Raw genomic sequence first — 25,297 nt, 5'->3', positions numbered from 1 at the left:
ATCCAGGCGATGCGGTGTATCAGGTACACCGCATCGCCTGGATCGCCAGCAAGCCGGCTCCTACAGGATCACCCCCACTGATTGTTGTTTTTTCGACACGCGGTAGGTAGCGCCGCTTTCTCTGGCGTATGACGCAGGGAAACCATTAGCAGGCTGACGAATGCGCCGGCGACGGCGAGTGCCATGTCCTTTTGCGAATCCCAAGGGTCATTTTGCGCGCCGACGAAGGCTTTTGCCGTGTCATCACCGAGGTAGGCCCCACCGACCCATTCCACCAGTTCGTAGATGGCCGGATAAACCCGTCGCGCAAGTTCGCTTTTTTCCTTGATCACATGCTAGGTTGTACGATGACCGATAAGTCATTTCGTCTTCATCGATCCGTTCACCCACAACAACAAGGAAACATCATGAAAAAAGCAAAAGTGCTGATTGGTTTTCTGTGCCTGTTCAGCGGCTACGTTATCGCTACCCCTGCTTCCACTGACAAGGACGTAGCGCAAGCCGTCGACCACTTGACCCAGGCGATGTTGCACAAGGACATTTCTGAACTGAACGCATTGACCGCCGACAACCTCACCTACGGGCATTCCAGCGGCAAGATCCAGGACAAGAAAGATTTCATCGCCGATATCGAAACCGGCAAAAGCGCATTCAAAACCCTCGAAATGCAGAACCAGACCATCACCGTTTCCGGTGATGTCGCGCTGGTCCGCCACCATTTCTCGGCCCAGGCGCTCAAGGGCACCGAAGTGGTCCCGACAGAAATCGAGAACTTCCAGATCTGGCAAAAACAAGATGGAAAATGGCTGTTGGTAGGACGCCAGGCGTTTAAATTCTGATGTTTAGATAAGCTTTGAAAAAAGGGGACGAAATCGGCGTCTACCCGCCGACCCGTCCCCTTTTGTGTTGCGCTGATACACCCGCAGGTTTCAGTGCCCGCGAATGTAATGTTCAAACTGCCGAATCAGGTCCGCCTGCTCGACAATGGCCTCCTTGACCAGATCGCCAATCGATAGCAGACCGATCAGCTCGCCGTTTTCCACCACAGGCAAGTGACGCAAATGGCTGTCCGTCATGACAGCCATGCAATGCTCGATGCTCTGTTGGCTGTCGGCCGTGACCACCGGCGAGCTCATGATCGCCCGGACCGGCGTGCCCACGGACGAACGACCGAGCAGAACCACCTTGCGCGCATAGTCGCGCTCGCTGATCACCCCGACGACTTCGCCCTTTTCGATCACCGGCAGAGCGCCGACGTTCTTTTCGGCCATTTTCTTCACGGCGTCCAGCACCATGGCGTCCGGGCCGATGCTGTGCACCTGCTGGTTTTCCACGACCTTGAGCTTGAGCAACTGTGCGGCTGTCTTCATGTCCGTCTCCTGATCTGAATGGCGCTCAGGCCACTCCGACTTCCACCAGCCCTTCGTTCAGCCGCACTGGCCAGACGCGCAAACGCTGTTGCGGGTATTCCAGGCAACTGCCGTCTTCAAGACGAAAATGCTGTTTGTAGATCGGCGACGCGACGACCAGATCACCCTTGATACTGCCAACCAGGCCGCGACCGATGACATTGGCCCCGGATTGCGGGTCGTGGTTGTCGATGGCGTAAAGGGTTTTGCCCGCCATGCCCGGCAGGTAGAACAGAGCCACTTGGGCACCGTCCAGCCAGACCACCACACCGGAGTCGTTCACCAGATCCTGCTCACTGCACACCGATTGCCAATTGGCAGACGCAGCGGTTTCAACGCGTTGGGTATTGGACTGAGTCATCAGACACTCTCCTCGGTAACAGGGATCAGGTTGAGTTCTGCCGCCATGATCGGCCGGCGTTGCCCGCGCTCCTGGACAAAGTGGATGTCCGGGTCCGGGCGTTTATCGTTGACGAAGGTGCGGAAGCGCTTGAGTTTTTCCGGGTCCTTGAGGGCGTTGGCCCACTCACATTCGTAGCGATTGACCACCAATTGCATCTGCGATTCGAGTTCGGCGCCGAGGCCCAGGCTGTCGTGGATAATCACGTCCTTGAGGTAATCAAGGCCGCCTTCGAGGCTTTCGCGCCAGACTGAAGTGCGCTGCAATTTGTCGGCGGTGCGGATGTAGAACATCAGGAATCGGTCGATGTAGCGGATCAGCGTCGCATCATCAAGGTCAGTAGCGAACAGTTCGGCGTGGCGCGGACGCATGCCGCCGTTGCCGGCGATGTACAGGTTCCAGCCCTTCTCGGTGGCGATCACGCCGACGTCCTTGCTTTGCGCCTCGGCGCATTCACGGGTGCAACCGGACACCGCGAACTTGAGCTTGTGTGGAGAACGCAGGCCTTTGTAGCGGTCCTCGATGGTCAGGGCCATTTGCACGCTGTCCTGCACGCCGTAACGGCACCAGGTGCTGCCGACGCAAGACTTCACTGTGCGGGTCGACTTGCCGTAGGCGTGCCCGGTTTCAAAGCCCGCCTCTATCAGCTCACTCCAAATGTCCGGCAATTCATGTAATTGCGCGCCGAACAGGTCGATTCGCTGGCCACCGGTGATTTTGGTGTAGAGATCGTATTTCTTCGCTACCACGCCGATGGCGATCAACTTGTCAGCAGTAATTTCGCCGCCCGGAATCCGCGGCACCACCGAGTAGGTGCCGTTTTTCTGCATGTTGGCCATGAAGGTGTCGTTGGTGTCCTGCAACGGCACCAGCGACGGGTCCATGATCGGCTGATTCCAGCACGAAGCGAGGATCGAGCCCACCGCCGGTTTGCACACATCGCAACCGGTGTGTCCTTTACCATGTTTGGCCAGCAGTTCTTCGAAGGTGATCACCCCTTCCACCCGCACCAGCGTATACAGCTCCTGACGGGTGTAGGCGAAGTGTTCGCACAGGCTCTTGTCGACGCTGACGCCACGGGCAATCAGTTCATGCTCGAAAACTTGCTTGAGCAATCCGGCACAACCGCCGCAACCGGTGCAAGCCTTGGTCTGCGACTTGAGCAGGCCGAGGTCGGTGCAACCACCGTCGATGGCCGAGCAGATCGCGCCCTTGGTCACGTTATGGCAGGAGCAGATCGTCGCCGCTTCCGGCAAGGCGCCGGGGCCGAGGGTCGGCGCGCCTTCCGAGGACGGCAGGATCAGTGCGGCCGGCTCGGACGGCAAAGCAATCGCGTTCTGCATGTATTGCAGCAGCGTGTCGTAATAGCTGTTGTCGCCGATCAGCACGGCGCCAAGTACGTGCTTGCCGCTGGCGTCGACCACCAGACGGCGATAGCTGGCGGTGGTTTCGTCAATGAATTGATAGCTACGCGCACCCGGCGTGTTGGCGTGGGCATCACCGATGGAACCCACGTCTACGCCCAGCAGTTTGAGCTTGGTCGACATGTCGGCGCCCTGGAACGGCTCGGCGGCGTCGTCACACAGGCGAGCCGCGACGCTGCGGGCCATCTGGTAGCCCGGCGCGACCAGGCCGAACAGGCTGCCATTCCACGAGGCGCACTCGCCGATGGCGTAGATGTTCGGGTCGCTGCTCAGGCAGGTGTCATCGATCACCACGCCACCGCGCGGGCCGATTTCCAGCGCGCATTGGCGAGCCAGTGCATCTTGTGCACGGATCCCGGCGGAGAACACCACCAGGTCGGTTTCAAGGAATTCGTCGCCGGCAAAATTCATCCGGTAGCGGTATTCCTCACCGGCGCTGATCGATTGTGTGGCACGGGACAGATGCACGCCAACGCCCAGACGTTCGATTTGTGCCTTAAGTGCGAGGCCACCCAAATCATCCAGTTGCACCGGCATCAGGCGCGGGGCGAATTCCACGACGTGGGCTTCAAGGCCCAGGCTCTTCAGGGCGTTGGCGGCTTCGAGTCCGAGCAGTCCACCGCCGACCACCACACCGCGCCGGGCATTAGCCGCCGCTGCACGAATCGCGTCGAGGTCTTCCAGCGTGCGGTACACCAGACGCGAATCGCCTTCGGCGCCTTCAATCGGCGGCACAAATGGATAGGAGCCGGTGGCCAGGACCAATTTGTCGTAAGCAACGCATCCCTGTGCGGTGATCACCTGACGACGCTCGCGATCGATTTCCAGCACTGGCACACCCAGGTGAAGCGTCACGCCGGGGGTCTGATACAACGACGCATCACTCAGCGCCAAAGACTCGGCGTCGCGACCGGAGAAGTATTCGGACAGATGCACGCGATCGTAGGCACGCATTGGCTCTTCACTGAAGACGTGCAGTCGATAGCTATCCAGCGCACCGCGCTCGATCAATTGCTCGACACAATGATGTCCGACCATGCCATTGCCGATCACGATCAGCGTTTGCTGCTTGTTCAAAGTGGCCACATTGGAATTCATAAACGACACCTGCCCAAAGCCCATCACGGTGAAAAAAAGCAAAAAAAAACGCCTGAAACCTTGCGGTTCCAGGCGTCTTTGCCTGTTCTTTTGCGGTGTTGAAACCAGACGGCTATGCCTGATCCACCGATGTAGCCCACGACCTGTGCGGCCAGTCGATCGTCGTTGACCGAGAGGGCTGCCCTTCTTTTTCAGAGGGGCTTGATGGGTTTATTGCAGTGTTTGTGCCAGTTTTCCGCAAGGTACTCGCCAAGGCCGGTGAGAGTGCCTGTCGAGCGCGGTTTACAGGCGTTTCTTGCGAGGTGGGCGGGGTTTGCTGTTGTTGATGCAAACCGGGCAAATCGCTTCGCGCTGGTGCACATTGGCAGGCGTGGCGCTTAAAAAGTGCATGTGGTGGTGCGCGGCGCGGATTCTGTGGCGAGGGAGCTTGCTCCCGCTGGACTGCGCAGCAGGACCCTTCTTTTGGGTTAAGAGGGGGTCGCTTCGCGACCCGGCGGGAGCAAGCTCCCTCGCCACAGGTTTATCGGTGTTCAGGGTTTAGCAACACCGCGTATTACATTTCCCTCGACCAAACCGCGCCTCCTGCCGCTCCCGAAAAAACGCCTCATAGCTCATGACGGGCTCGCCCGGATGATTGATCGCCCTCTGCGCAACGTAGTTGTCGTAATCGGGTGGCCGCGACCATTGGGCGCACGACCGGCGGGCGAATCGATTAAGCGCCAATGGGCAACAGTTTGTTAACATCCACGCGCTTTTTTTCGTCTGATCCGTCAGGCACTGTGTTTTTTCAGTGGCTACACAGGAAGCTTTTTTCCATGAGTACGTTGTATTCCCGTCGCACGGTCCTGCAAGGCATGAGCCTGCTGAGCCTTGGCCTGCTCGCCGGCTGCGATGACAGCAGCAAGCTGTCGTTCAAATACGGCAAGGACCTGAGCGACAAGATCATGGGGCGCTCCTTCAAGCTCAAGGACGCCGAGGGCGAAACCCGCATGCTCGGTAGCTATCAGGGCCTGATGCCGATGATCTTCTTCGGTTTCACCCAATGCCCGGCGGTCTGTCCGACGACCCTGGCGCGCGCCGCCCAGGCCAAGAAGCTGATGGGCCGCGACGGTGAGCGTCTGCAAGTGATCTTCATCACCCTGGACCCCGAACGCGATACCCCGCAAATGCTCGACAAATACGTCAAAGCCTTCGATCCGAGTTTCGAAGCGCTGTCCGGCACGCTGGAAGAAACCGCCGCCACCGCCAAGGAGTTCGGCGTGTTCTATGAAAAGGTCCCAAGCGGCGATACCTACACCCTCTCTCACACCGCGACCAGCTACGTCTTCGATTCCAGGGGCAACTTGCGCCTGGGGCTGTCCGCGTCCCTTACGGCTCAAGAGTGCGCAGAAGACCTGCTCACCGTCATGGAGGTCTGCTGATGACTTCGTTCTGCGCCAAGCGTATCAAACAGTTGGCCCTTGGCCTTTCCCTGATCGGCATGGCCTGGCAGGTGTCCGCGCAAACCCAGGTGAGCGACGCCTGGGTGCGTGCGACCGTGGCGGGTCAGCCCTCGACGGGCGCTTTCATGACCTTGCAGGCGGACACCGACAGCAAATTGCTGAGCGTACTGTCGCCTGTCGCCAAGACTGTGCAAATTCATCAAATGAGCATGAAAGACGATGTGATGCGCATGGGTCAGGTCGAATCCGTCGCGCTGCCGGCCGGCAAACCGGTGAGCTTTGATCCCCACGGCTACCACATTATGCTGATGGACCTGACGGCTCAGGTGCAGGAAGGCAGTAAAGTGCCTCTCACCCTGATCGTCGAAAACGCCAAGGGCGAGAAAGAAACGATCAAGGTCGACGCCGAAGCCCGTGCACTCGGTACGATGGATCACGGCAACATGGATCACAGCAAGATGCATTGATGGCCCGGCGGCCTCGGTTCACGGGGCCGTTCACTGATGGGAGGTGCGTAATGACGACGAACACCGAAACCGCGATTCTGGCTGGCGGCTGCTTCTGGGGCATGCAGGATCTGATCAGGAGCAAGCCCGGCGTGATTTCCACGCGGGTCGGCTACTCAGGCGGTGATGTGCCCAACGCGACCTATCGCAACCATGGTAGTCACGCCGAAGCGATTGAAATCGTCTTCGATCCGCAGAAGATCAGCTATCGGGAAATTCTCGAGTTTTTCTTTCAGATTCACGACCCGACCACGCCAAATCGCCAGGGCAATGATTTGGGAGAGAGTTACCGTTCGGCGCTTTTTTACCTCAGTGAAGAGCAGAAACGCGTCGCCGATGACACCGTGGCCGACGTTGAAGCTTCCGGTCTCTGGCCCGGCAAGGTCGTCACGGAAATCGAACCTGCAGGTCCGTTCTGGGAAGCAGAGCCTGAGCATCAGGACTATCTCGAAAAGTTCCCCAACGGGTATACCTGCCACTTCATCCGGCCAAACTGGAAGCTGCCGAAGCGCAGCTGAATCCTAGGCGTCACACTTACCCCGTAGGAGCTGCCGCAGGCTGCGATCTTTTGATTGTTTAAAGGGCAAGATCAAAAGATCGCAGCCTTCGGCAGCTCCTACAGGGGCGATGTCGCGCTTATTTACGCTTCGCTGTATTGAGCGCCACGCCAAGCTGCTACTCAGCCTTTGAGTCGGTGGACTCCTTCTTCGCGATGGCTGTCGTCCTCTTCAGGGGCTGTTGTTCACACGTCGACCGGATCGTAGTCGTTCACGTTGGATACCTGCGCATGCATGCGCCCCAACAACTCAATCAGCGTGTCCACTTCCGAGTCAGAAAGCCCACTGAGCAGTCGCCGCTCGCGTTCCAGTGCAACCTTGAGCACCCGTTGATGAAGCGCTTTTCCGCTGTCAGTCAGGCTGACGGTGTAGCGCCGTGCATCCTTCGGATCGACCTGGCTGCAAATATGCCCCGCCACTTCCAGCGATTGCAGTGAACGGCTGACCGCGCTCTTGTCGAGCCCGATCGTCTGACAGATTCGATTGGCAGTGATGTCACTTTCGACGGCGAGCATCGAGAGCATTCGCCACTCGACGACACCGATGCCGAAATGCTTGCGATAGCACTGCGATGCCCCTGCCGAGAGTTTGTTGGACAGGAAATTCAGCAGCGCCGGGACATAGCGAGTGAGGTTCAGTTGTGATTCTGCAGACATTGAGCAAACACCTTGGATCGGCGAGATCTTGAATATTGGTTGACACCGCAACTAAATAATCGGAGGATTTCTCTACCGAACGTCACGGGCGATGACCTGCATGATAGGTCGTCGCCCTACCACATAAAAACAATTATCAGGTCTTGGTCATGAACCCTTTCAATTCAATCGCCCTCCACGCACAAGCGCCCGGCTGACCCCTCCCCAGCCAAAGCCCTAACCAATGTTTTTTTCAGCAGCCACTTCAGTGTGGAGGGACAAGTCATGCTTCAAGTCAACGTCACCCGCAAAGCAGACGAAGCCGAAGGCATCTGCAGTTTCGAGTTATGTGCCGCGGACGGCAGCGTGCTGCCGGCATTCGAAGCCGGTGCCCACATCGACATTCACATTGCCGATGGCCTCACACGGCAGTATTCCTTGTGCAACGATCCCAAGGAACGCCACCGCTACCTGATCAGCGTACTCAACGACCCGAACTCCCGTGGCGGCTCCAGAGCGATGCACGAACAGATACGGTCAGGGCAAACCCTCACTATCAGCAATCCGCGCAATCTCTTTCCGCTTGATCGCTCAGCCAGCCGACACCTGCTGTTTGGCGGTGGCATCGGTATCACGCCCATGTTGGCCATGGCCTATGAGCTATCGCACCAGGGAGCCGATTTCGAGTTGCACTACTGCTTTCGATCCAGCGAACGTGCGGCGTTCGTGGCGATGCTTACGCAAACACCGTTCGCTGATCGCATCAAGCTGCACGACGATAGCGGTCACCAAATCCAGAAGCTGGATGCGCCCGCCCTGCTCGCCACCCCCGACGCTGGCACGCATCTTTATGTGTGCGGACCGGCAGGGTTCATGAACTACATCCTCGATGCTGCGCAGAGCGCGGGCTGGTCACAGGACCGCGTTCATAAAGAGTTCTTCGCGGCTGAGCCTGTCGATCAAAGCACCAATGCGCCCTTCGAAGTCGAGTTGGCACGCAGTGGCCAGGTTTTTCAGATTCCCGCCGAACGCACGGTGTTCGAAGTGCTGGACGAGGCCGGCATAGAGATCGAGTCGTCCTGCGAGCAAGGCGTCTGCGGCACCTGTGTAACCCGTGTATTGAGCGGCATCCCCGAGCACCGAGACCAGTTTCTGACAGTGGCCGAACAATCCGCAAACGACCGCTTCACCCCATGCTGCTCTCGCGCCAAATCCTCACGCCTGGTTCTTGATCTCTGAATCGAACAACAACATAAAACCTGGAGAACACCCATGAACATTCAATCGCTTGCCGAAGAAATTCCAGCGCCTGCCTTGCCTGATTTTCCCCTGAACCAGTGGTACGTCGCTGCGCTGGGTTGGGAGTTGAAGGACAAACCCGTGGGCCGGACACTACTGGGCAAACCTGTCGTGCTGTTTCGCAAAACCAGCGGCGAGGTTGCCGCGCTGGAAGACCGCTGCTGCCACAGGGCTCTGCCACTGTCGAATGGCACGCTCGAAGCAACGGGCATTCGCTGCGGATACCATGGCCTGCTGTTCGACGAAAACGGCAAATGCGTCGAAATCCCTGGCCAGGACAAGATCCCGAGCAAAGCCAAAGTACCCGCGTATCACGTGCGTGAACAGGATCAGATCGTGTGGATCTGGTTTGGCAGCGCGGCTCAATCCGAGCCGACCTGCGAGCCACCGATCTACCCTGTCCACAGCAGCGGCAAGTACCTGTTCGACGGCAGCGTGTACCACTACAACGCGCCTTATCAGCTGATTCACGACAACCTCATGGACTTGAGCCATCTGGGCTATGTCCACCTGCGCACCATCGGCGGCAACGCCAGCATCCACATGAATGCCCGGATGACTGTGGAAAGTGAAGACAACGTGGTACGGGTGGTGCGCCACATGCCGGACTCCGTTCCACCTCCCACCTACACCGCCGCCTACCCCTTCAAAGGCACCGTTGACCGTTGGCAGGAGATCGAATTTCACGTCAGTCATCTACGTATCTGGACCGGCGCAGTGAATGCCGGCACGGATGACCTCAATGATCCTGATCGCGGTGGATTCCATATGCGCGGCTTCCACGGGGTCACGCCAGAGACCGAAACCACCACTCATTACTTCTGGACCATTGCCACCAACCCCGAAAGCAATCCTGAAGTCATCAAAGCCAAGGTCGTTGAGCAAACGGTATTGACCTTCGATGAAGACAAGGAAGTGATCGAAGCCCAGTACCAGAATATGTGCCGGTTCGGCGCGCGCCCGATGATCGACATACACGTTGATGTCGGTGCCAATCGCGCCCGCCGCATCATCGAGCAACTGCGCCAATCCAGCTCTTGAATGCAGCTGCACTTGCTACCGCTACATAACAAAAACCTCCTCAAGGAAAAAAACATGTCTGGCAATCGTGGTGTGGTGTATCTCGGCGCTGGCAAGGTCGAAGTACAGAAAATCGACTATCCGAAAATGCAGGACCCGCGCGGTCGCAAGATCGAGCACGGGGTCATTCTCAAAGTGGTTTCCACCAACATTTGCGGCTCCGACCAGCACATGGTGCGCGGTCGTACCACCGCGCAAACCGGCCTGGTGCTGGGTCACGAGATCACCGGTGAAGTGATCGAAAAGGGCAGCGACGTCGAGAACCTGAAAATCGGCGATCTGGTTTCCGTTCCGTTCAACGTGGCTTGCGGGCGCTGCCGTTCCTGCAAGGAGCAACACACCGGCGTCTGCCTGACCGTCAACCCGGCCCGTGCCGGCGGCGCCTACGGTTACGTCGACATGGGCGACTGGACCGGTGGCCAGGCTGAATATGTGCTGGTGCCGTACGCCGACTTCAACCTGCTGAAACTGCCGGACCGCGACAAGGCCATGGAGAAAATCCGCGACCTGACCTGCCTCTCCGACATCCTGCCAACCGGCTACCACGGCGCCGTCACTGCCGGCGTCGGCCCTGGCAGCACCGTTTACATCGCTGGCGCCGGTCCGGTCGGCCTGGCCGCCGCCGCATCGGCCCGTCTGTTGGGCGCTGCCGTAGTGATCATCGGCGACGTCAATACCATCCGCCTGGCCCACGCCAAGGCCCAGGGTTTTGAAATCGTCGACCTGTCGAAAGACGCGCCGCTGCACGAACAGATCGCCGCGTTGCTGGGCGAGCCTGAAGTGGATTGCGCAGTCGATTGCGTTGGCTTCGAAGCTCGCGGCCACGGCCATGACGGCGTGAAACACGAAGCCCCGGCCACGGTGCTCAACTCGCTGATGGGCGTGGTACGCGTGGCGGGCAAAATCGGCATCCCCGGCCTCTACGTCACCGAAGACCCGGGCGCTGTCGACGCCGCCGCGAAAATGGGCAGCCTGAGTATCCGCTTTGGCCTCGGCTGGGCCAAATCCCACAGCTTCCACACCGGCCAGACCCCGGTGATGAAGTACAACCGTGCGTTGATGCAGGCGATCATGTGGGACCGCATCAACATTGCCGAAGTAGTGGGTGTGCAGGTCATCAGCCTGGATCAGGCGCCGGAAGGTTACGGCGAGTTCGATGCGGGCGTGCCTAAAAAATTCGTCATTGATCCACACAAAACATTCAGCTCGACCTGAACCCTGAATTTCCCGGCCGACTCACGCCACTCCGGAGCCGAGTCACCGGCTCCGGGGCACCTTGCATGCTCCACTGACCAAAAAAACAAGAAGGTATCGACATGTACTCACTTCAATCCCTGCTCGACGGGGCGGTTTCGGCTGCCCGTCGTTCCCCTCCTCTCTCTATCAACAGCCTCGGAGCCTGACGTCATGAGCCAGTCGATTGGGCAACAGCTGGACGAAAAACCCATGGTCAGTTTCCAGTGGGGCGTGATTGCGCTCTGCTTTCTGATCAACATGCTGGATGGCTTCGATGTTTTGGTGATGGCATTCACCGCCGCCTCCATTTCCGCCGACTGGGGCCTGAGCGGCACTCACCTCGGCTACCTGCTCAGCGCCGGGCTTGTCGGAATGGCTATCGGCTCGTTGTTTATCGCCCCCTGGGCCGACCGTTTTGGGCGACGGCCACTTATCTTGCTGTGTGTCGGCATTGCGGGCCTCGGCATGCTGGCGTCATCCAGGGCGACATCCCCGGAAATGCTGGCCGTATTACGCCTGATCACCGGACTTGGCATCGGTGGCATCCTGGCCAGCAGCTACGTTATCGCCGGGGAGTATGCAAACAAAAAATGGCGCAGTCTGGCCATCAGCCTGCAATCCACAGCCTACGCACTGGGCGCAACGATCGGCGGTCTGATCGCGGCGCAGATCATCCCATCCATGGGTTGGCGTTCGGTGTTTTTTTACGGTGGCGTAGCGACGCTGTTGACCTTGCCGATCCTTGCATTCTGGTTGCCCGAGTCCCTGGCTTTCCTGCTGTCACGCCAACCCCGGCGCGCACTGGATCGTATCAATGCCGTGCTGCAACGAGTAGCGATCACTTCCCTTGAGCGGTTGCCCGAGGCACTGCGCGAATCCAGGAAACCGCTACGCGCCACCTTTGCCGAGCTTTTCTCGCCAGCCCTGCTCCGCTCAACCTTGCTGGTGTGGACCGCCTTCTTTCTAGTGATGTTCGGTTTCTATTTCGTCATGAGCTGGACGCCGAGGCTGCTGGTTTCGGCCGGTCTGTCGAATACCCAGGGAATCACTGGCGGCGTGTTACTCAACGTTGGCGGCATTCTCGGCACCTCGCTGATCGGTTTGCTGGCGGCGCGCTTTCGTCTGTCCCGCGTGCTCATGGCCTACCTGCTGGTCAATGCGGTACTGCTGGCGGTCTTCGTGCAATTCACTGCCAACCTGAACCTGGCCTTCGCCCTGGTGCTGCTGATAGGAATCTTTGTCAACGGCTGCGTAGCCGGGCTCTATGCCCTTACTCCGAGCATCTACAACGCCACTCAGCGCGTCACTGGCCTGGGTTGGGGCATCGGCATTGGTCGCGCCGGGGCGATTCTCTCGCCATTGGTGGCTGGTCGGTTGATCGATGCGCAGTGGCAGCCTGCCGATCTTTACCTGCTATTTGCCCTGTCCTTCGTCCTTGCAGCGCTCGCCGTCTGGCTGTTGAAGCCACAGCGGCTGCTCCAGCTGAACACCGTCGGCAACGCCTGAATCGACCGTCCATAACAATAAAAGCAGGACACATTACATGCAAAAAAACACTGATTGCCCTTGGCGCTACTGCCTGGGCATGGCGATAGCCTGCGCCTCTTCCACCTCCTACGCAGGGTTCGTGGACGACAGCAGCGCTACCCTGACCACGCGCAATTTCTATCTGGACAGAGACTACAAGGGCGACAGCCCTTATTCGGCCGCTCGCGAATGGGCCCAGGGATTCATCCTCAGGGCCAATTCCGGCTTCACCGACGGGACGGTCGGCTTCGGCCTGGACCTGACGGGCATGCTGGGGCTCAAGCTGGACTCATCGCCCGATCGAACCGGCACTCAACTGCTGCGCTACAACCCGAGGACCCGAGAGGCAGCAGACGAATATTCCGAGCTGGGCGTGGCGCTCAAGACGAAGATCTCCAAGACCCGCTTATCCATTGGCACGCAGTTCCCTGCTCTGCCGGTGATCAACGCGAGTCCTGCGCGGTTGCTGCCGCAATCCTTTCGCGGCGCCTACGCGACTTCCGAAGACCTGGACGACCTCACGCTGCACGCGGGACGCATGGATCGAGTGAACCTGCGCGACTCCACCGACTATCAGCCCATATCACTGGCGTCGCCCAATGGCCGCTTCAAACCAGGCGCCAGTTCCGAACGCTTTGACTTCATCGGCGGCGACTATCACTGGTCCGACACTTTGACGCTGCGCTATTTTCACGCCGAACTGAAAGACATCTACACGCAGGACTTTGCAGGAGGCATCCATCTGCTCCCACTCGGCCCCGGCAAACTGAAGACCGATGTGCGGGTCTACAGCAGCCGGGAAAACGGACGGGCTGAAGCCGGCAAGGTGGACAACCTGAACGCCGGTGCCATGTTCAGCTACCAGATCGCAGCCCACACCTTGGGTCTGGGCTACATGTATCTGACGGGCGACACGGCGATGGCCTACATTGCCGGTGGGGAGCCGACGGTACTCAGCGACGGCACCATGAGTGCAGACTTCGTCAACCCCAAGGAGCGGACCTGGGTAGCGCGTTATGACTACAACTTCGCCGCTGTGGGCCTGCCGGGGCTAACCGGCATGGCCCGCTATTTGAGAGGCAGCCACATCGACCTGCCTCATCTGGGGGGCAGCAACCTGACGGAGTCGTCGAAAGATCTGGAGCTGGCCTATGTCATACAGTCAGGCCCGGCCAAGAACCTCGCTCTGCGCATTCGCCATGCGTTGTATCGGAATGAGCAAAGTGCAGCCTCGACATTCCGCAGTGACAATGAAACCCGGATCAACGTCGACTACACACTCAAGGTCTGGTGACAGACAGCAGGAAACGCGTCTGTCCTCATGCATCCATGCGGATGCATGAGGGCAAACCCGATCAATGCGTTGGAAACACCACACCGACCTGCTGCGCATACTTCAGCCACGCCGCTTTCAGCCGCTGTACCGTCTCCGGTTGGGAAGCCGCCAGGTCGGTAGTTTCGCCACGATCTTGCCCTACGTCGAACAACTGCCATTGCAGCGGCTGCGCGTTATCGCCAAACCCTGCCTGGGGTCGCATGCCCAGCAGTTTGAGATTGCCTTCGCGATAGTACGCATTGCCGAACAGTTCGCCGGCCAGGCTGTCGTTGCCGTGTGGGCCGCCTTTTCCGGCGAGCATTGGCAGCATCGATTTGCCGGTAATCGGGTGTTTAGCGGTATCGGTAGGCAGAGGGATATCTGCCAGTTCGAGAAAGGTGGGTGCCAGGTCATCCACCCGTGCAACGCCGCGTTCTACACCCTGACGCTGCATTGCCTTGGGCAGATGAACAATCGCCGGCACACTGATGCCGCCTTCTGCGGTGGTGCCTTTGAACAGATGGAACGGTGCCGCGCTGACTTCGGCCCAGCGCAGGCCATAGTCGATCTGTGAACCCTTTTGCCCGAGGTTGGCGTAACTATTGTCGGTGTGCGCGCCCGGTGGGTAGAACTGGGCATGGTTCTCTCCCGCTGCGCCGTTGTCGGACATGAATACGATCAACGTGTTGTCGTACTGTCCACTTTGACGCAGGTATTCGACCAAGCGGCCGATGTTATGGTCAAGGTTATCGACCATGGCGGCGTAGATTTCCATCTTCCGCGCCTCGACACTTTTCTGCTCGAGGCTCAGTTGCTCCCATCCGGGCAGCTTGGGGTTGACCGGCAACGGCTTCGCAGGCTGTGCGTCGCTCGCCATGAGGCCGAGGTTTTTCATCCGTTCGATCCGCGCTAACCGAACGCTGTCATAGCCCTGATCAAATCGCCCTTTGTACTTGTCCAGGTACTCCTTGGGTGCTTGCAGCGGCCAGTGCGGCGAGGTGAACGCTGCATAGGCGAAAAACGGTTTGCCGTCCTTTTTGCTGTTTTGCAGGTAGCTGATCAATTTGTCGGTGTAGAAGTCCGACGAATAGAAATCCTCCGGCAACTCCACGGCCTTGCCGTTTTCGCGGTAGTGCACCTGCTCGATTTTCGTCGGGTCGACACTGGCGGGTTTGAAGTGCGATGCACCACCCTCCAGCAAGGTGAAGGACTGCTCGAACCCGCGCTGATCCGGGCCTTGATCCGCCTCAAGGCCCAGGTGCCATTTACCGACCATGAGGGTGCTGTAGCCGCCCTGTTTCAACAGTTCGGCGATCGAGTAGGAACGCTGGTTCAGATAGCCTTCATAACCCGGTTTGCCCCGTTGAAAGGGCTGCAAGGCTTCAGCCATGGTGCCGAGTCCGGCGAGGTGGTTGTCGGTGCCGGACATCAGCATCGAACGCGTGATGGAACAGGTCGGCGCGGCGTACATGTTAGTGAACTGCAAGCCATCCTTGGCCAGTTGATCCAGGGTTGGCGTATTGATATCGCCGCCATAGCTGCCCAGGTCGGAGTAACCCAGATCATCGGCGACGATCAGCAAGATATTGGGCTGGGCTGAGTCAGCACTGGCCGCCATGGCCAGGCTGCTGCCCAGTGTCAGCACGGCCGTCAGCAAGGTTTGAGGCAGACGCAAAAGAGGCATGTGTTCTCTCTTATTGTGTTGATCGAGGAGGGTTTTCAGCGCGGCTTACTCTTCGAATATCGCCACCGCACGAACAAACCCCGCCGATGCGTGCTTGATCTTGTAGGGGAAACACGACACCACGAACCCACTGGCCGGCAGCGATTCCAGGTTGGCGAGTTTTTCCATTTGCCCGTAACCGATATCGCGTCCGGCCTTGTGCCCTTCCCAAATGATCGAGGCATCGCCGTTGGCGGCAAAACGCTCACGGGTGTACTTGAACGGTGCGTCCCAACTCCAGGCATCGGTGCCGACAACCCGCACACCACGTTCCAGCAAATACATCGTGGCTTCACGACCGATGCCTACACCGGCATCCAGATATCCCGGTTGACCGAACAACGCTCCGGCACGGGTGTTGATCAGCACGATGTCCAGCGGCTGCAATTCGTGACCGATGCGTGCCAGTTCGGCTTCGATCTCGTCGGCAGTTACTACATGACCGTCCGCCATGTGCCGAAAGTCCAGCTTCACCCCCGGTTGCAGGCACCAGTCCAGCGGTAACTCATCGATGCCAAACGCTGGCTGACCGCCATCGGTGGTCGAGGCGTAATGCCAGGGCGCATCCATGTGCGTGCCGCTGTGGGTGGTGATCTGCAGCCGCTCGGCCGCCCAGGATTCGTTGCCCGGCATCTGTTCGAGTTGCAAGCCTGGGAACATCGCGGCCATTTCCGGCCAGCCTTGCTGGTGATCCATGTAATCGATCTTTGGCAGCAACGGCGGCGGATCGGTGTAGGGGTTGTTGTCGAGGGTGACCGAGAGGTCGACGAGACGACGTTTAGGCTTGGTGGGCAGTGACATGAAAGGTCTCTCCGGTCAGCGACAGGTGTCGAGGGGCTGCGGGGTTGAGGGAATTGCGGACCAGCGCGGCAGCGTTGCGGTCATGATTGAAACCGACGGCGCGGGCCTGCGGGGTTTTCAGCGGTGGCATGTGTCCGAACAACGCTTCCAGCCCAATGTCGGGCGCAAAACTGATCAGTTCTCGGCGCTCCTGCCCATAGCGCTCGGCCAGTGCGTCGATCACCTGGGCGATGGACAAATGCAGGACCGGCAACTGCCACACCCGCTGAGTGCCCAACGCGGCGCCATCCAACTCCGCAGCGTGGATCAGGTTGTTCACACAACAGCGCGCCGACATCCACCAGGCCGTCGCTTCTGGCGAGACCGGGCATTGATAGGATTCACCCTCGGCAAATGCACGCATCAGGTCGCTCATGAACGCCGAACGCAAGCCATTGGGCTCACGGGGCCGGGCGACGATGCCCGGCAGACGCAAAGCGCGACCATCGACATCACCGCGCCGGGCAAGATCGCTGACGGCGCTTTCGACCATGGCCTTGTGCGTGCCGTAGGACAATTCGGGGCGCAGTTCGGCAGCCTCGTTCATCCGTTCCGGCAGATGACCGCCGTACACCGCGACGCTGCTGGCATACACCAAAACCGGTGGCTGGTTCTTGTTGCGCAACTGGTTGAGCAGTTCAAGGCTGGCCAGCAGGTTGACCTGATAGCCGAGTTCGTACTGCTCTTCCGCCGCGCCACCGGGGATGCTGACCAGATGGAACACCACGTCGATGCCGTCGGCCAACACCCGGCGCATCAATGCCGGATCGGTCACGCTGCCGAAATGACGGCGCAGACGGGCATCCTCCGGCAAGCCCTGCAAGTCCCTGTCCAGCACCAACAACGAACCAATGTTCTGGCCGCGCAAATTGCCCCGCGCCAATAAACACCGCACCAGCTCTCGTCCGACAAAACCATTGGCTCCGGTAATCAACACACGCATAGGGCGCCCTCAGCCTTGAGCCTGAACGACACGTTGATCGATGGCGCCGAACAACGACTGACCGTCGCTATCCAGAACATCCATGTGCACGCGATCACCAAAGCGCATGAAGCCGGTTTGTGCGGCGCCGTGCTCGATCATCTCGATGGCGCGACGTTCGGCAATGCAGGCCGAACCCGCACTGCGCTCGGCATTCGAAACCGTGCCGGAGCCGATCAGCGTGCCCGCGCCCAGCCGGCGAGTCAGCGCGGCGTGGGCGATCAACTGGCCAAAGTCGAAATTCATCTGGCCGCCGTGGGGCTGACCGAACCATTGGCCATTCCAGTGCACCTGCAAAGGCAGGTGCACGCGACCGTCACGCCAGGCCTCACCCAACTCGTCCGGGGTAATGGCCAGCGGGGCGAAACTGGACGAGGGTTTTGCCTGGAGGAAGCCGAAGCCGGTGCGCATTTCCCGGGGTGCCAGGGCGCGCAAACTGACGTCGTTGATTTGCAGGATCAACTTGATGTGCTGCAGCGCCGTTTGCGCGTCGCAACCCATCGGCACGTCGTCCACCAACACCACGAACTCGCCTTCGAAATCGATACCCTGGCTCTCGCTCGGCAGCGAAATGTCGTCGCGCGGGCCAATGAAATCGTCACCGGCGCCCTGATACATCAGCGGCGTGTGTTCGACGCCGTCGATGGGATCAAGGTTGAACGCCTTCTGCATCAGCGCACCGTGGCTGAGGAAGGCCGAGCCGTCACACCACTGATAGGCACGCGGCAAAGGCGCCATGGCCTGGCTCGGGTCGAAGACAAAGGCGTCCGTCGCCTCGCCCGCATTCAACTGACGGGACAGCGCCTGCAAGCGCGGTTCGCTGCTGTTCCAGTTTTCTATGGCTTGTTGCAAGGTCAGCGCCACGGAACTCGCATCCAGTGCCCACGCGAGATCCCGCGAGACCACGACAAGCTGACCATCACGACTGGCGTTTTTCAGAGTAGCGAGTTTCATGCCGATGCTCCCTGGCCATTGCTCAACTCAGCGGCGAAGCGCCCGTCGAGAAGAATGAAGACCATGCGCGCCATCGCTTCGGTGCGGTTGCTCCATGCGTGGTTGGTGCCGCGTTGTACCACCACATCGCCGCGCTTGAGGTGCACTTCGTCCTCGTCCAGTACCAGCCACACTTCACCTTCGGTGACGATGCCGTAGTCGAGGGTCTCGGTTCGGTGCATCAATTTATGCTTCGAGCTGGCCTGCCCTGTACCGGCGTGGGACTCGCCGATTTCAGCGAACACCGCTGCGGCGTTCTCATCGCTGACCTGGTTCTGCACGCTGTCCGGCGGAATATCCACCACCCGGATCACGCTGCCCTGTGGCCCGGGGCTCAGTTGCAAGGGTTTGCTGCTGGGATCGCTGGCGTTGTCGAGCAAGGCCGGGCTGGTGCAGCTGTTCCACAGTTCGTAAAACACTGTGCCCGGCACTGCCGACAGCGGGAACACGTTTGGCGTCGGCCCGTTGCTGGCGACGATGGCCTGACCCTGCTGATCGTGGCCGGTGACCACTCGTTTGAATTCAGGAAGCGCTTGCATGGAAAATCCTCATTCAGTTTTCGTCGCCGATGGTCGTGCCACCGACAACAACATTCGCTTGGGGTGACAATCCAGCGAGCCGCGGCACAGCCAGGCAAAACAGCGCCACCAGCAGTTGCAGACCACCGACAATGGCCAGCGCACGGGGTAGCGCCATGGCGTCGCCACGGGTCATGCCGAGCACCACGAGGGGGCTGATAAATTCGCCGGCGAAGATAGCCGCGGTGAAACACCCCGCCGCCCGCCCGCGTTGATGGAAATTGACTTGCGCCATGATCCAGGTGATCAGCGTCGGCAGCATCAGACCGATGCCCAGACCGTTGATCGTCACGGCGACCACGACTTGCACATGGGTCAGCGCGTCAGCCATCAACAACCCACCGATGCCCGCCAGCACATAGGCGATCAACAGCATGTGCTGGCCACGCATGCCGCTGAACAAACGAAAACTCAACGCACCGACAAGCACGCCCAGTTGATTGGCGCCCATGGTCATGCCGATTTGTTGCGGGGCATCCACGTGCAGCAGGTTGAGCAGGTACCCGGCCTGCACCGGCACGATAAACAGGCTCAACCCCGCCAACAGCGACAGCACATACAGGGGCGCAAGCGCGCGCCATGGAAACTTGCCTGCCGGCAGCGGCTGCGTGGGTTGCGGGCGAGCCTGCGGCTCCCACAGTTTCCAGGCCATCAGCGGCAGGAAAATCAGGCCCACGGCGTACAGCGCGAACGGCGTGCGCCAGTCGTTCTGACCCAGGAAACCACCCAGCGCGATAAACACCGCCGCCGACAACGACGTAGCGACCATCTGCAAGGCAAACAGACGCTCGCGCCTGGCACCGCTGTAGTAGTCGCCCATCAGCGTGGTGCAGCAGGTCATGATGCCCGCCTCGGCCAATCCGATGCCACCACGGCTCAGGACGATCGCCGGCAGCGAGTCGAGCCAGAGCGGCAGCACACCGCAGAGCACGTACAGCAACATGCTCGCCAGCAGCAATGGCTTGCGCCCCAGGCGATCGGCGATCATCCCGGCGAATGGCGCCAGCAAGGCAATCACCAACGCCGGCAACGTCAACACCACAGGCACCAGCACGGCGCTGCCGGGCACGTCGGCGAAATGCGCCTGCATCCGCGGCAACACCGGGGCCAGCAACACCGCGCCCAGCACCGGCAAACAGCTGCCCAGCAGCAACAACAGCGATTGCGCCCATCCGGCTTGGCGGGCGCGCTTTTCTACAAAGGCATTAATGACCATGGCACTGCTCCTTGATGCGCAGATGAGGAACGTTGGCAACGACAGCCGCCTCAGAACCCGCCGCGTTGCTCACAGTCATCGGCAGATCGGCTCCCTGCGCCGCGCTGCGTGCGGGCAACAGGAAGTACGCCAGCGCCGGCAGCAACACCAAGGCACCGACCATGTTCCAGACAAACATGAAGGCCAGCAGCACGCCCATGTCGGCCTGGAACTTGATCGGGGAGAATGTCCAGGTCGCCACGCCGATGGCCAGTGTGATACCGGTCAGCATCACCACCTTGCCGGTGGACACCAGCGCGCGGTAATAGGCTTCGGACAGGCTCGCCCCTTGGCGCAGATGGCCCAGGAGGATGCTCATCACGTACAACGCGTAATCGACACCGATGCCCACACCCAAGGCGATCACTGGCAGCGTGGCGACTTTCACGCCGATGTTCAGCCAGACCATCAAGGCTTCGCAGAGGATGGACGTCAGCATCAAAGGGATCACCGCGCACAGCGTGGCGCGCCAGGAGCGGAAGGTGATCAGGCACAACAGGATCACCGCGCCGTAGACCCAGACCAGCATCTCGCGATTGGCTTGCTTGACCACAATATTGGTCGCCGCTTCGATGCCGGCATTGCCAGCGGCGAGCAGGAATTGCACCTCATCGGTGTTATTCGCGGCGGCAAATTTCTCCACGTGATCGACCAGACGGGTGAGTGTCTCGGCCTTGTGGTCGGTGAGGTAGGCGTACAGGGTCAACAGACTGCAGTCTTCGTTGTACAACCCGCGTGGCGCGCTGGCGGTGATCATGTTGAGCATCGCCTGGTTGTTCTGCAGCTCGTACCATTTCGGGTTGCCTTCACTGAGGCCGACCAGCATGCGCCGGTTGAGCAGCGCCAGCGAGTTGGTCGAATCCACGCCCGGCAAGGCGCGCAGTTGCCAGTCCAGGGCATCGACTTTGGCGAGGATGTCGTAGCGCGCACAGCTGCTGGCCGGTGTTTTTACCATCACCGCGAACAGGTCGCTGCTGGCGCCGTAATGACGGGTCAGAAAGGCATCGTCCTGGTTGTAGCGTGAGTCCGCACGCAGCTCCGGCGCACCCGCGTCGAGGTCACCTATTTTCAGTTGCAGGCTGACCACAAAACCGAGCGCCGCCAGCGCCAGGCTGATGGCGATGCACAGGCTGGCCCAGCGACGATGGGTGAACAGATCGAGAAAACGCCAGAACGCATGCCTTGTCTGGCCGCTTTGCTCGGCCTGTTCACTCTTCAGGCTAAGCTGTGCCGCACGCGGGGTGACGCCGACATACGAGAGCAACACCGGCAGCAGGATCAGGTTGGTGAAGATCAACACTGCCACGCCGATGCTGGCGATCACCGCGAGGTCTTGAATGACCTGGATCTTGATCAGCATCAGCACCGCAAAACCCACGGCATCACACAGCAGCGCCGTCAGCCCGGCGAGGAACAGCCGGCGGAAGGTGAACCGCGCCGCCACCACCCGGTGCATGCCCCGGCCGATGTCCTGCATGATGCCGTTCATCTTCTGCGCGCCGTGGCTCATGCCGATGGCAAACACCAGGAACGGCACCAGCACCGAATACGGGTCCAGTTGGTAGTCCAGCAATGGCAGCAAACCGAGCTGCCAGACCACCGCCACCAGCGAGCACAACACCACCAGCACGGTACTGCGCAGGCAGCGGGTGTACCAGAACAGCACGGCGGTGGTGATCAGGATCGCGACGGCGAAGAACAACAGGATCTGCTTCAGACCGGCAATCAGGTCGCCGACCTTTTTCGCGAAACCGGTAATGCGAATGTCGATGTCGGCGCTTTGGTAAGTGCTGCGCAGCGACTCCAGCTGCTCGGACAACACCGCGTAATCCAGCGGCTTGCCATCCGGGGTGGTCGCCAGCAACGGCACGTAGATGATGCTCGAGGTCTGGTCGAGCGCCACCAACTGACCGAGCTCATTGGAGCGCTGCACATTTCGGCGCAATGCTTCGAGGTTGGCGGCGCTGCCGCTGTAGTCGTCCGGAATAACCGGGCCGCCGTCGAGGCCGTCTTCAGTCACCGCGACCCAGCGTGTGGCCGGTGTCCACAGCGACTTCATGTAGGCGCGGTCGACACCTGGCAGCAGGTAGAGTTTGTCGCTCAGTGCCTGCAGGGTTTTCAGGTATTTGGCGTCATAAATATCGCCTTGTTTGTTCGCCACCACGATGCGCAGGGCGTTGCCCAACCCGGTGAGCTGTTTCTGGTGCTGAAGGTAGTTGGCAATGTAGGGCTGTTGCGTGGGGATCATCTTTTCGAAGCTGGCGTTGAGCTCGATACGAGTGGCTTGATAGCCGAGCACCAGAGTGGTCAGCACACACACCAGCAGCACCCACAGGCGGTGATTGAACAATGTGCGTTCCACCACTGAACCGGAGCGTGGATCGAAATTCGCCAGGCTTTCCGTGGCGTTGTCGAAAGACTTCATAACCTCACTCCGAAGCGGTAGCGATTGACGGCGAGATGCGCGTCAACCCAGTGAAACCAGCCAGCGTCAGGCTGCCATCGGCGGCCTGGATAACACTGGCAACGGGCTTGCCGAGCGGTTTGCCGTAGGGCTGGAGCAGTGCGCCGGGCTGGCCGTTGGTGCGAAACAAGGCGCCGCTCTGATTGACCAGCAGCAACTGGCCGTCATCGGTGCGAATCGCATCGCTGAAAGACACCGGCATTGGCACCGGCACAGGCTGGAAACTCGCGCCAAGGTCGCTGGAGGCAAACGCATTGCCCTTCAAACCGGCCACCAGCAAGACACCGTCATCGCGCATTTGCAGGGTGAAAAAACTGCCCGCGTAAGGGCTTTCCAGCTGCGTGAATGACTTGCCGGCATCCATCGAACGAGCGAGAAAACCCTGCTCGCCCGCGAGGAACCAGTGCTCGCCTTGTTGAGCAATGGCCGACAAGTGCGCGCCCATCGGGTTATCGATCTGGCCCATGATGGACTGCCAGGTGGCACCGCCATCGTCAGTGCGAAAGGCCAGGCCGTACGCCCCCACAATCAGGCCGTGCCGGGCATCGACGAATTGCAGGGCAAGGAACGGCTTGTCAGCCCCCTCGGCAGCAAGCCGTTCAGCCGTTTGCACACGCGCGGCGGCGGCATCCTGGTCGCTCGCAGAAGGCAGTTGCGCAGTGGCGGCCGCCAGCTCAAGTTGTGCCGCACGCAAGCCATCCAGTTGCACAACCCAGTGTTCACCTGCGTCGCGGGAGGCCAGCACGACACCGCCATGCCCCACAGCCCAGCCTGTGTTGGCGTCGACAAACTGCACGGCGGTCAGACTGACCGAAACCGGCACCGCTGCCTGACGCCAATTCACGCCGTTGTCATCGGAAAGCAGCACGATGCCCCGCTCCCCCACCGCCACCAGCCGCGTACCCGCACGGGCCAGGTCCAGCAGCACCGCGGATTTCGCTTGTGGCGCCTGCATCGCCGGCGTGTTGAGCGTGTCGCCCACCGCAGCGGCGTGCGCCAGGCTCAACGGCAACGCCAGAGGCAGCGCCACAAGGCACATCAGCCGACCAACCACCTGACAAAATCTGTTCATACCGACCTCGAAAAACCGTTTGAAACCGGATCGCGCTGCACCAGCCGCGATCCAGCCTGACTCAACGAACCCCGGCACCCGCCATCGCCGCAGGCGAAAACTCGGAGGCCTTGTAGCGATCCACCACGCCATACTGTTCGGGCTGGCCGGTGTAGACGTTCTGGATAAACCAGGCGCCGGAGGTCAGGTCGTAGAAGCCCGAAGACAATTGCGCTTGTGCAGGCAGGTCTGGCAGTACTGCCGGCAATGACCACAGGGTCTTGGCCAGTTGGCCATTGGCGTCCCAACGGTCGCCCAACATGGCTTGCCAGGTGTCTTCATCGAGGTAGTAGCGGCCCTTCGGCAATTGGTGACGCTTGCCCGGTGCCAGGTCCGCCTCGACCACCCATACCCGGTGCAATTCCCAACGCACGTAATCCGGGTTCATGTGGTGAGCGAGGAACAGGTCTTCAGGTTTGGCGGCGGCTTGTACCTTGTTGGTGTTGTAGGGGATGTACATCTCCTGCTTGCCCACCAGTTTCCAGTTGAAGCGGTCCATGCGGCCCTGGAACACACTCAACTCATCGAAGGACATCACCCCGGCAGTCGCCGGTGTCGGCGTATCGCAGCAGGCATTCGGCAGTTTGCGAACCCGGCGTTGCCCCGTCAGGTAAACGTGGGCCTGGGACAGATCGCCGTTGATGTTGGTGCGGCCCATGATCTGCTCGCCGGCGCGCAACGGTGGCCCGACGTTGAGCAGGCGGAACAGCCAGTAGTCACCGGCAAACGACTCCGGCGAACCGTCCTGGTAGTAATACGGCATCTCTTGAATGGCCTGACCATCGGTGGTCATGACCTGCTTGCCATCTGCGGTCATCAGGTAGTGACGAAAATGCATCGACACCGAGGTACCGCGCCAATTCAGCACGTGGTTCCACATGGCTTCGGCACCGTTCTTCGGGATCGGGAACGGGATGCCGCCAAAGGCACCTTCAGGGACGGGGCCGGCGCTGCTGTCGACCAGTTTGGCGCGGGTGGCGTTTTTCAGCGTGTTGTCATACACCCACTGCGGCGCGGCGGCGGTGCGACGGGTCTGGTACACATCGATGCGATACGTGTCGGGGAAACGCTTGAACATTTCCTTGGTGCCGTCGCTGAGTTTGCCGGCGTATTGCGCCAGGTTTTTCGAGGTGATGCTGAACAGCGGCTTGTCTGCGGCGAACGGATCGGTACGCTTGCCGCCTTCCTTGAACGAAGGATCGACCTTGGTGTAACCACCGTCCCACGCCGGAATGGAGCCGTCGGCATTGCCGGCGCGCTCGGCGCCGAAAGGCGTGAGGTTTTTCGACAGTTTGGCCGCGTCTTCCGCCGTTGCAGCCAGCGTCAGTTGGCTGCAAATGGCCAGGCTACCGAGCAGTGCGAAGCAAAGCGTTTTGAGCTTGAAGGCTCCGGTTTTCTTATTGTGGGTCATGCGCAAGTCCTC

The 25,297-nt window shown here is 60.1% G+C and carries 22 protein-coding genes and 2 pseudogenes; 9 read left to right on the top strand and 15 right to left on the bottom strand.

The features are described 5' to 3' along the window. Positions 1–68: 68 nt before the first annotated feature. Positions 69–290: pseudogene (locus KGB21_RS04805) on the bottom strand (DUF2238 domain-containing protein); the annotation flags it as partial. Positions 291–407: 117 nt separating this feature from the next. On the opposite strand from KGB21_RS04805, the gene KGB21_RS04800 reads away from it, so the two are divergent. After that, positions 408–839, top strand: coding sequence for a nuclear transport factor 2 family protein (locus KGB21_RS04800; RefSeq protein ID WP_223503933.1), 432 nt, complete (start codon positions 408–410; stop codon positions 837–839). Between the two features lie 90 nt (positions 840–929). Here KGB21_RS04800 and KGB21_RS04795 read toward each other — a convergent pair whose 3' ends face one another. From KGB21_RS04795 to KGB21_RS04780, 4 genes and pseudogenes are all read right to left on the bottom strand, one after another. After that, positions 930–1,370, bottom strand: coding sequence for a CBS domain-containing protein (locus KGB21_RS04795; RefSeq protein ID WP_034150553.1), 441 nt, complete (start codon positions 1,368–1,370; stop codon positions 930–932). A 25-nt stretch (positions 1,371–1,395) separates the two neighbouring features. Next, positions 1,396–1,770: a nitrite reductase small subunit NirD gene (nirD, locus tag KGB21_RS04790; protein ID WP_034150552.1), complete on the bottom strand. Its 375-nt coding sequence runs from the start codon at positions 1,768–1,770 to the stop codon at positions 1,396–1,398. Then, on the bottom strand, positions 1,770–4,331 hold the full coding sequence (gene nirB, locus KGB21_RS04785) for a nitrite reductase large subunit NirB (RefSeq protein WP_223503931.1): 2,562 nt from the start codon (positions 4,329–4,331) through the stop codon (positions 1,770–1,772). Before nirB ends, nirD begins: the two co-directional genes overlap by 1 nt. Before the next feature lie 537 nt (positions 4,332–4,868). Further along, positions 4,869–5,003, bottom strand: a pseudogene (locus KGB21_RS04780) (YbdD/YjiX family protein); the annotation flags it as partial. Between the two features lie 143 nt (positions 5,004–5,146). Between KGB21_RS04780 and KGB21_RS04775 the strand changes: the two are divergent. The 3 genes from KGB21_RS04775 to msrA are packed head-to-tail and all read left to right on the top strand — an operon-like array spanning position 5,147 to position 6,797. Then, on the top strand, positions 5,147–5,752 hold the full coding sequence (locus KGB21_RS04775) for an SCO family protein (protein ID WP_034150548.1): 606 nt from the start codon (positions 5,147–5,149) through the stop codon (positions 5,750–5,752). After that, positions 5,752–6,240: a copper chaperone PCu(A)C gene (locus KGB21_RS04770; protein WP_034150547.1), complete on the top strand. Its 489-nt coding sequence runs from the start codon at positions 5,752–5,754 to the stop codon at positions 6,238–6,240. Before KGB21_RS04775 ends, KGB21_RS04770 begins: the two co-directional genes overlap by 1 nt. Positions 6,241–6,290: 50 nt before the next feature. Further along, positions 6,291–6,797, top strand: a complete 507-nt coding sequence (gene msrA, locus KGB21_RS04765; RefSeq protein ID WP_223503929.1) for a peptide-methionine (S)-S-oxide reductase MsrA — start codon at positions 6,291–6,293, stop codon at positions 6,795–6,797. A 224-nt stretch (positions 6,798–7,021) separates the two neighbouring features. Here the strand turns inward: msrA and KGB21_RS04760 are convergent, their stop codons facing one another. Further along, positions 7,022–7,492, bottom strand: coding sequence for a MarR family winged helix-turn-helix transcriptional regulator (locus KGB21_RS04760; protein ID WP_223503927.1), 471 nt, complete (start codon positions 7,490–7,492; stop codon positions 7,022–7,024). A 264-nt stretch (positions 7,493–7,756) separates the two neighbouring features. Between KGB21_RS04760 and KGB21_RS04755 the strand changes: the two genes are divergently transcribed. From KGB21_RS04755 to KGB21_RS04735, 5 genes are all read left to right on the top strand, one after another. Next, positions 7,757–8,710, top strand: coding sequence for a PDR/VanB family oxidoreductase (locus KGB21_RS04755; RefSeq protein ID WP_223503925.1), 954 nt, complete (start codon positions 7,757–7,759; stop codon positions 8,708–8,710). Between the two features lie 33 nt (positions 8,711–8,743). Continuing rightward, positions 8,744–9,811: an aromatic ring-hydroxylating dioxygenase subunit alpha gene (locus KGB21_RS04750; protein ID WP_223503923.1), complete on the top strand. Its 1,068-nt coding sequence runs from the start codon at positions 8,744–8,746 to the stop codon at positions 9,809–9,811. A 54-nt stretch (positions 9,812–9,865) separates the two neighbouring features. Continuing rightward, the gene (fdhA, locus tag KGB21_RS04745) at positions 9,866–11,065 is read left to right on the top strand and encodes a formaldehyde dehydrogenase, glutathione-independent (RefSeq protein WP_223503921.1); all 1,200 of its coding nucleotides are present in this window, start codon (positions 9,866–9,868) and stop codon (positions 11,063–11,065) included. Between the two features lie 192 nt (positions 11,066–11,257). Beyond that, complete coding sequence (locus tag KGB21_RS04740) at positions 11,258–12,592, top strand: MFS transporter (protein ID WP_223503919.1); 1,335 nt, start codon at positions 11,258–11,260, stop codon at positions 12,590–12,592. Between the two features lie 37 nt (positions 12,593–12,629). Further along, positions 12,630–13,907 carry an OprD family porin gene (locus KGB21_RS04735; RefSeq protein WP_223503918.1) on the top strand — a complete coding sequence of 426 codons (1,278 nt, stop codon included), beginning with the start codon at positions 12,630–12,632 and terminating at the stop codon, positions 13,905–13,907. Between the two features lie 61 nt (positions 13,908–13,968). On the opposite strand, the gene KGB21_RS04730 is transcribed toward KGB21_RS04735, so the two are convergent. The 9 genes from KGB21_RS04730 to KGB21_RS04690 form a co-directional block, all read right to left on the bottom strand. Then, on the bottom strand, positions 13,969–15,612 hold the full coding sequence (locus KGB21_RS04730; RefSeq protein ID WP_223503916.1) for an arylsulfatase: 1,644 nt from the start codon (positions 15,610–15,612) through the stop codon (positions 13,969–13,971). 45 nt (positions 15,613–15,657) lie between these two features. Beyond that, positions 15,658–16,452 carry a cyclase family protein gene (locus KGB21_RS04725; protein ID WP_034150538.1) on the bottom strand — a complete coding sequence of 265 codons (795 nt, stop codon included), beginning with the start codon at positions 16,450–16,452 and terminating at the stop codon, positions 15,658–15,660. Then, positions 16,430–17,434 (bottom strand): NAD-dependent epimerase/dehydratase family protein, encoded by a 1,005-nt coding sequence (locus KGB21_RS04720; RefSeq protein ID WP_223503914.1) that lies wholly within the window; start codon positions 17,432–17,434, stop codon positions 16,430–16,432. The genes KGB21_RS04725 and KGB21_RS04720 overlap by 23 nt, the downstream gene beginning before the upstream one ends. 9 nt (positions 17,435–17,443) lie before the next feature. After that, the gene (locus KGB21_RS04715) at positions 17,444–18,427 is read right to left on the bottom strand and encodes a fumarylacetoacetate hydrolase family protein (RefSeq protein WP_223503913.1); all 984 of its coding nucleotides are present in this window, start codon (positions 18,425–18,427) and stop codon (positions 17,444–17,446) included. After that, positions 18,424–19,005, bottom strand: a complete 582-nt coding sequence (locus KGB21_RS04710; RefSeq protein ID WP_223503911.1) for a cupin domain-containing protein — start codon at positions 19,003–19,005, stop codon at positions 18,424–18,426. Before KGB21_RS04710 ends, KGB21_RS04715 begins: the two co-directional genes overlap by 4 nt. A 13-nt stretch (positions 19,006–19,018) precedes the next feature. After that, entirely contained in the window at positions 19,019–20,260 is a 1,242-nt protein-coding gene (locus KGB21_RS04705; protein ID WP_223503909.1) for an MFS transporter, read from the bottom strand. Then, positions 20,250–22,724, bottom strand: a complete 2,475-nt coding sequence (locus tag KGB21_RS04700; protein ID WP_223503907.1) for an efflux RND transporter permease subunit — start codon at positions 22,722–22,724, stop codon at positions 20,250–20,252. Before KGB21_RS04700 ends, KGB21_RS04705 begins: the two co-directional genes overlap by 11 nt. Positions 22,725–22,728: 4 nt before the next feature. Next, positions 22,729–23,835, bottom strand: a complete 1,107-nt coding sequence (locus KGB21_RS04695) for a WD40/YVTN/BNR-like repeat-containing protein (RefSeq protein WP_223503905.1) — start codon at positions 23,833–23,835, stop codon at positions 22,729–22,731. Between the two features lie 61 nt (positions 23,836–23,896). Beyond that, positions 23,897–25,285 (bottom strand): DUF1329 domain-containing protein, encoded by a 1,389-nt coding sequence (locus KGB21_RS04690; RefSeq protein WP_223503903.1) that lies wholly within the window; start codon positions 25,283–25,285, stop codon positions 23,897–23,899. Between the last annotated feature and the right edge of the window lie 12 nt (positions 25,286–25,297).

This window comes from Pseudomonas sp. GL-RE-29 (assembly GCF_019947275.1).
Taxonomy (GTDB): Bacteria; Pseudomonadota; Gammaproteobacteria; order Pseudomonadales; family Pseudomonadaceae; genus Aquipseudomonas; species Aquipseudomonas fluorescens_A.
The sequence above is the reverse complement of the archived record's forward strand: the minus strand, read 5'-3'. Positions and strand labels throughout refer to the sequence as shown.

Excerpts from the sequence above, each read along its gene's own strand:
- KGB21_RS04695 (WP_223503905.1), bottom strand. The coding sequence starts at position 23,835 with ATGAACAGATTTTGTCAGGTGGTTGGTCGGCTGATGTGCCTTGTGGCG.
- KGB21_RS04775 (WP_034150548.1), top strand. The coding sequence starts at position 5,147 with ATGAGTACGTTGTATTCCCGTCGCACGGTCCTGCAAGGCATGAGCCTG.
- KGB21_RS04760 (WP_223503927.1), bottom strand. The coding sequence starts at position 7,492 with ATGTCTGCAGAATCACAACTGAACCTCACTCGCTATGTCCCGGCGCTG.
- KGB21_RS04750 (WP_223503923.1), top strand. The coding sequence starts at position 8,744 with ATGAACATTCAATCGCTTGCCGAAGAAATTCCAGCGCCTGCCTTGCCT.
- KGB21_RS04800 (WP_223503933.1), top strand. The coding sequence starts at position 408 with ATGAAAAAAGCAAAAGTGCTGATTGGTTTTCTGTGCCTGTTCAGCGGC.
- KGB21_RS04740 (WP_223503919.1), top strand. The coding sequence starts at position 11,258 with ATGAGCCAGTCGATTGGGCAACAGCTGGACGAAAAACCCATGGTCAGT.
- KGB21_RS04730 (WP_223503916.1), bottom strand. The coding sequence starts at position 15,612 with ATGCCTCTTTTGCGTCTGCCTCAAACCTTGCTGACGGCCGTGCTGACA.
- msrA (WP_223503929.1), top strand. The coding sequence starts at position 6,291 with ATGACGACGAACACCGAAACCGCGATTCTGGCTGGCGGCTGCTTCTGG.
- KGB21_RS04715 (WP_223503913.1), bottom strand. The coding sequence starts at position 18,427 with ATGAAACTCGCTACTCTGAAAAACGCCAGTCGTGATGGTCAGCTTGTC.
- KGB21_RS04735 (WP_223503918.1), top strand. The coding sequence starts at position 12,630 with ATGCAAAAAAACACTGATTGCCCTTGGCGCTACTGCCTGGGCATGGCG.
- KGB21_RS04705 (WP_223503909.1), bottom strand. The coding sequence starts at position 20,260 with ATGGTCATTAATGCCTTTGTAGAAAAGCGCGCCCGCCAAGCCGGATGG.
- KGB21_RS04725 (WP_034150538.1), bottom strand. The coding sequence starts at position 16,452 with ATGTCACTGCCCACCAAGCCTAAACGTCGTCTCGTCGACCTCTCGGTC.
- KGB21_RS04690 (WP_223503903.1), bottom strand. The coding sequence starts at position 25,285 with ATGACCCACAATAAGAAAACCGGAGCCTTCAAGCTCAAAACGCTTTGC.
- KGB21_RS04710 (WP_223503911.1), bottom strand. The coding sequence starts at position 19,005 with ATGCAAGCGCTTCCTGAATTCAAACGAGTGGTCACCGGCCACGATCAG.
- KGB21_RS04700 (WP_223503907.1), bottom strand. The coding sequence starts at position 22,724 with ATGAAGTCTTTCGACAACGCCACGGAAAGCCTGGCGAATTTCGATCCA.
- nirB (WP_223503931.1), bottom strand. The coding sequence starts at position 4,331 with ATGAATTCCAATGTGGCCACTTTGAACAAGCAGCAAACGCTGATCGTG.
- KGB21_RS04770 (WP_034150547.1), top strand. The coding sequence starts at position 5,752 with ATGACTTCGTTCTGCGCCAAGCGTATCAAACAGTTGGCCCTTGGCCTT.
- KGB21_RS04720 (WP_223503914.1), bottom strand. The coding sequence starts at position 17,434 with ATGCGTGTGTTGATTACCGGAGCCAATGGTTTTGTCGGACGAGAGCTG.
- KGB21_RS04795 (WP_034150553.1), bottom strand. The coding sequence starts at position 1,370 with ATGAAGACAGCCGCACAGTTGCTCAAGCTCAAGGTCGTGGAAAACCAG.
- nirD (WP_034150552.1), bottom strand. The coding sequence starts at position 1,770 with ATGACTCAGTCCAATACCCAACGCGTTGAAACCGCTGCGTCTGCCAAT.
- fdhA (WP_223503921.1), top strand. The coding sequence starts at position 9,866 with ATGTCTGGCAATCGTGGTGTGGTGTATCTCGGCGCTGGCAAGGTCGAA.
- KGB21_RS04755 (WP_223503925.1), top strand. The coding sequence starts at position 7,757 with ATGCTTCAAGTCAACGTCACCCGCAAAGCAGACGAAGCCGAAGGCATC.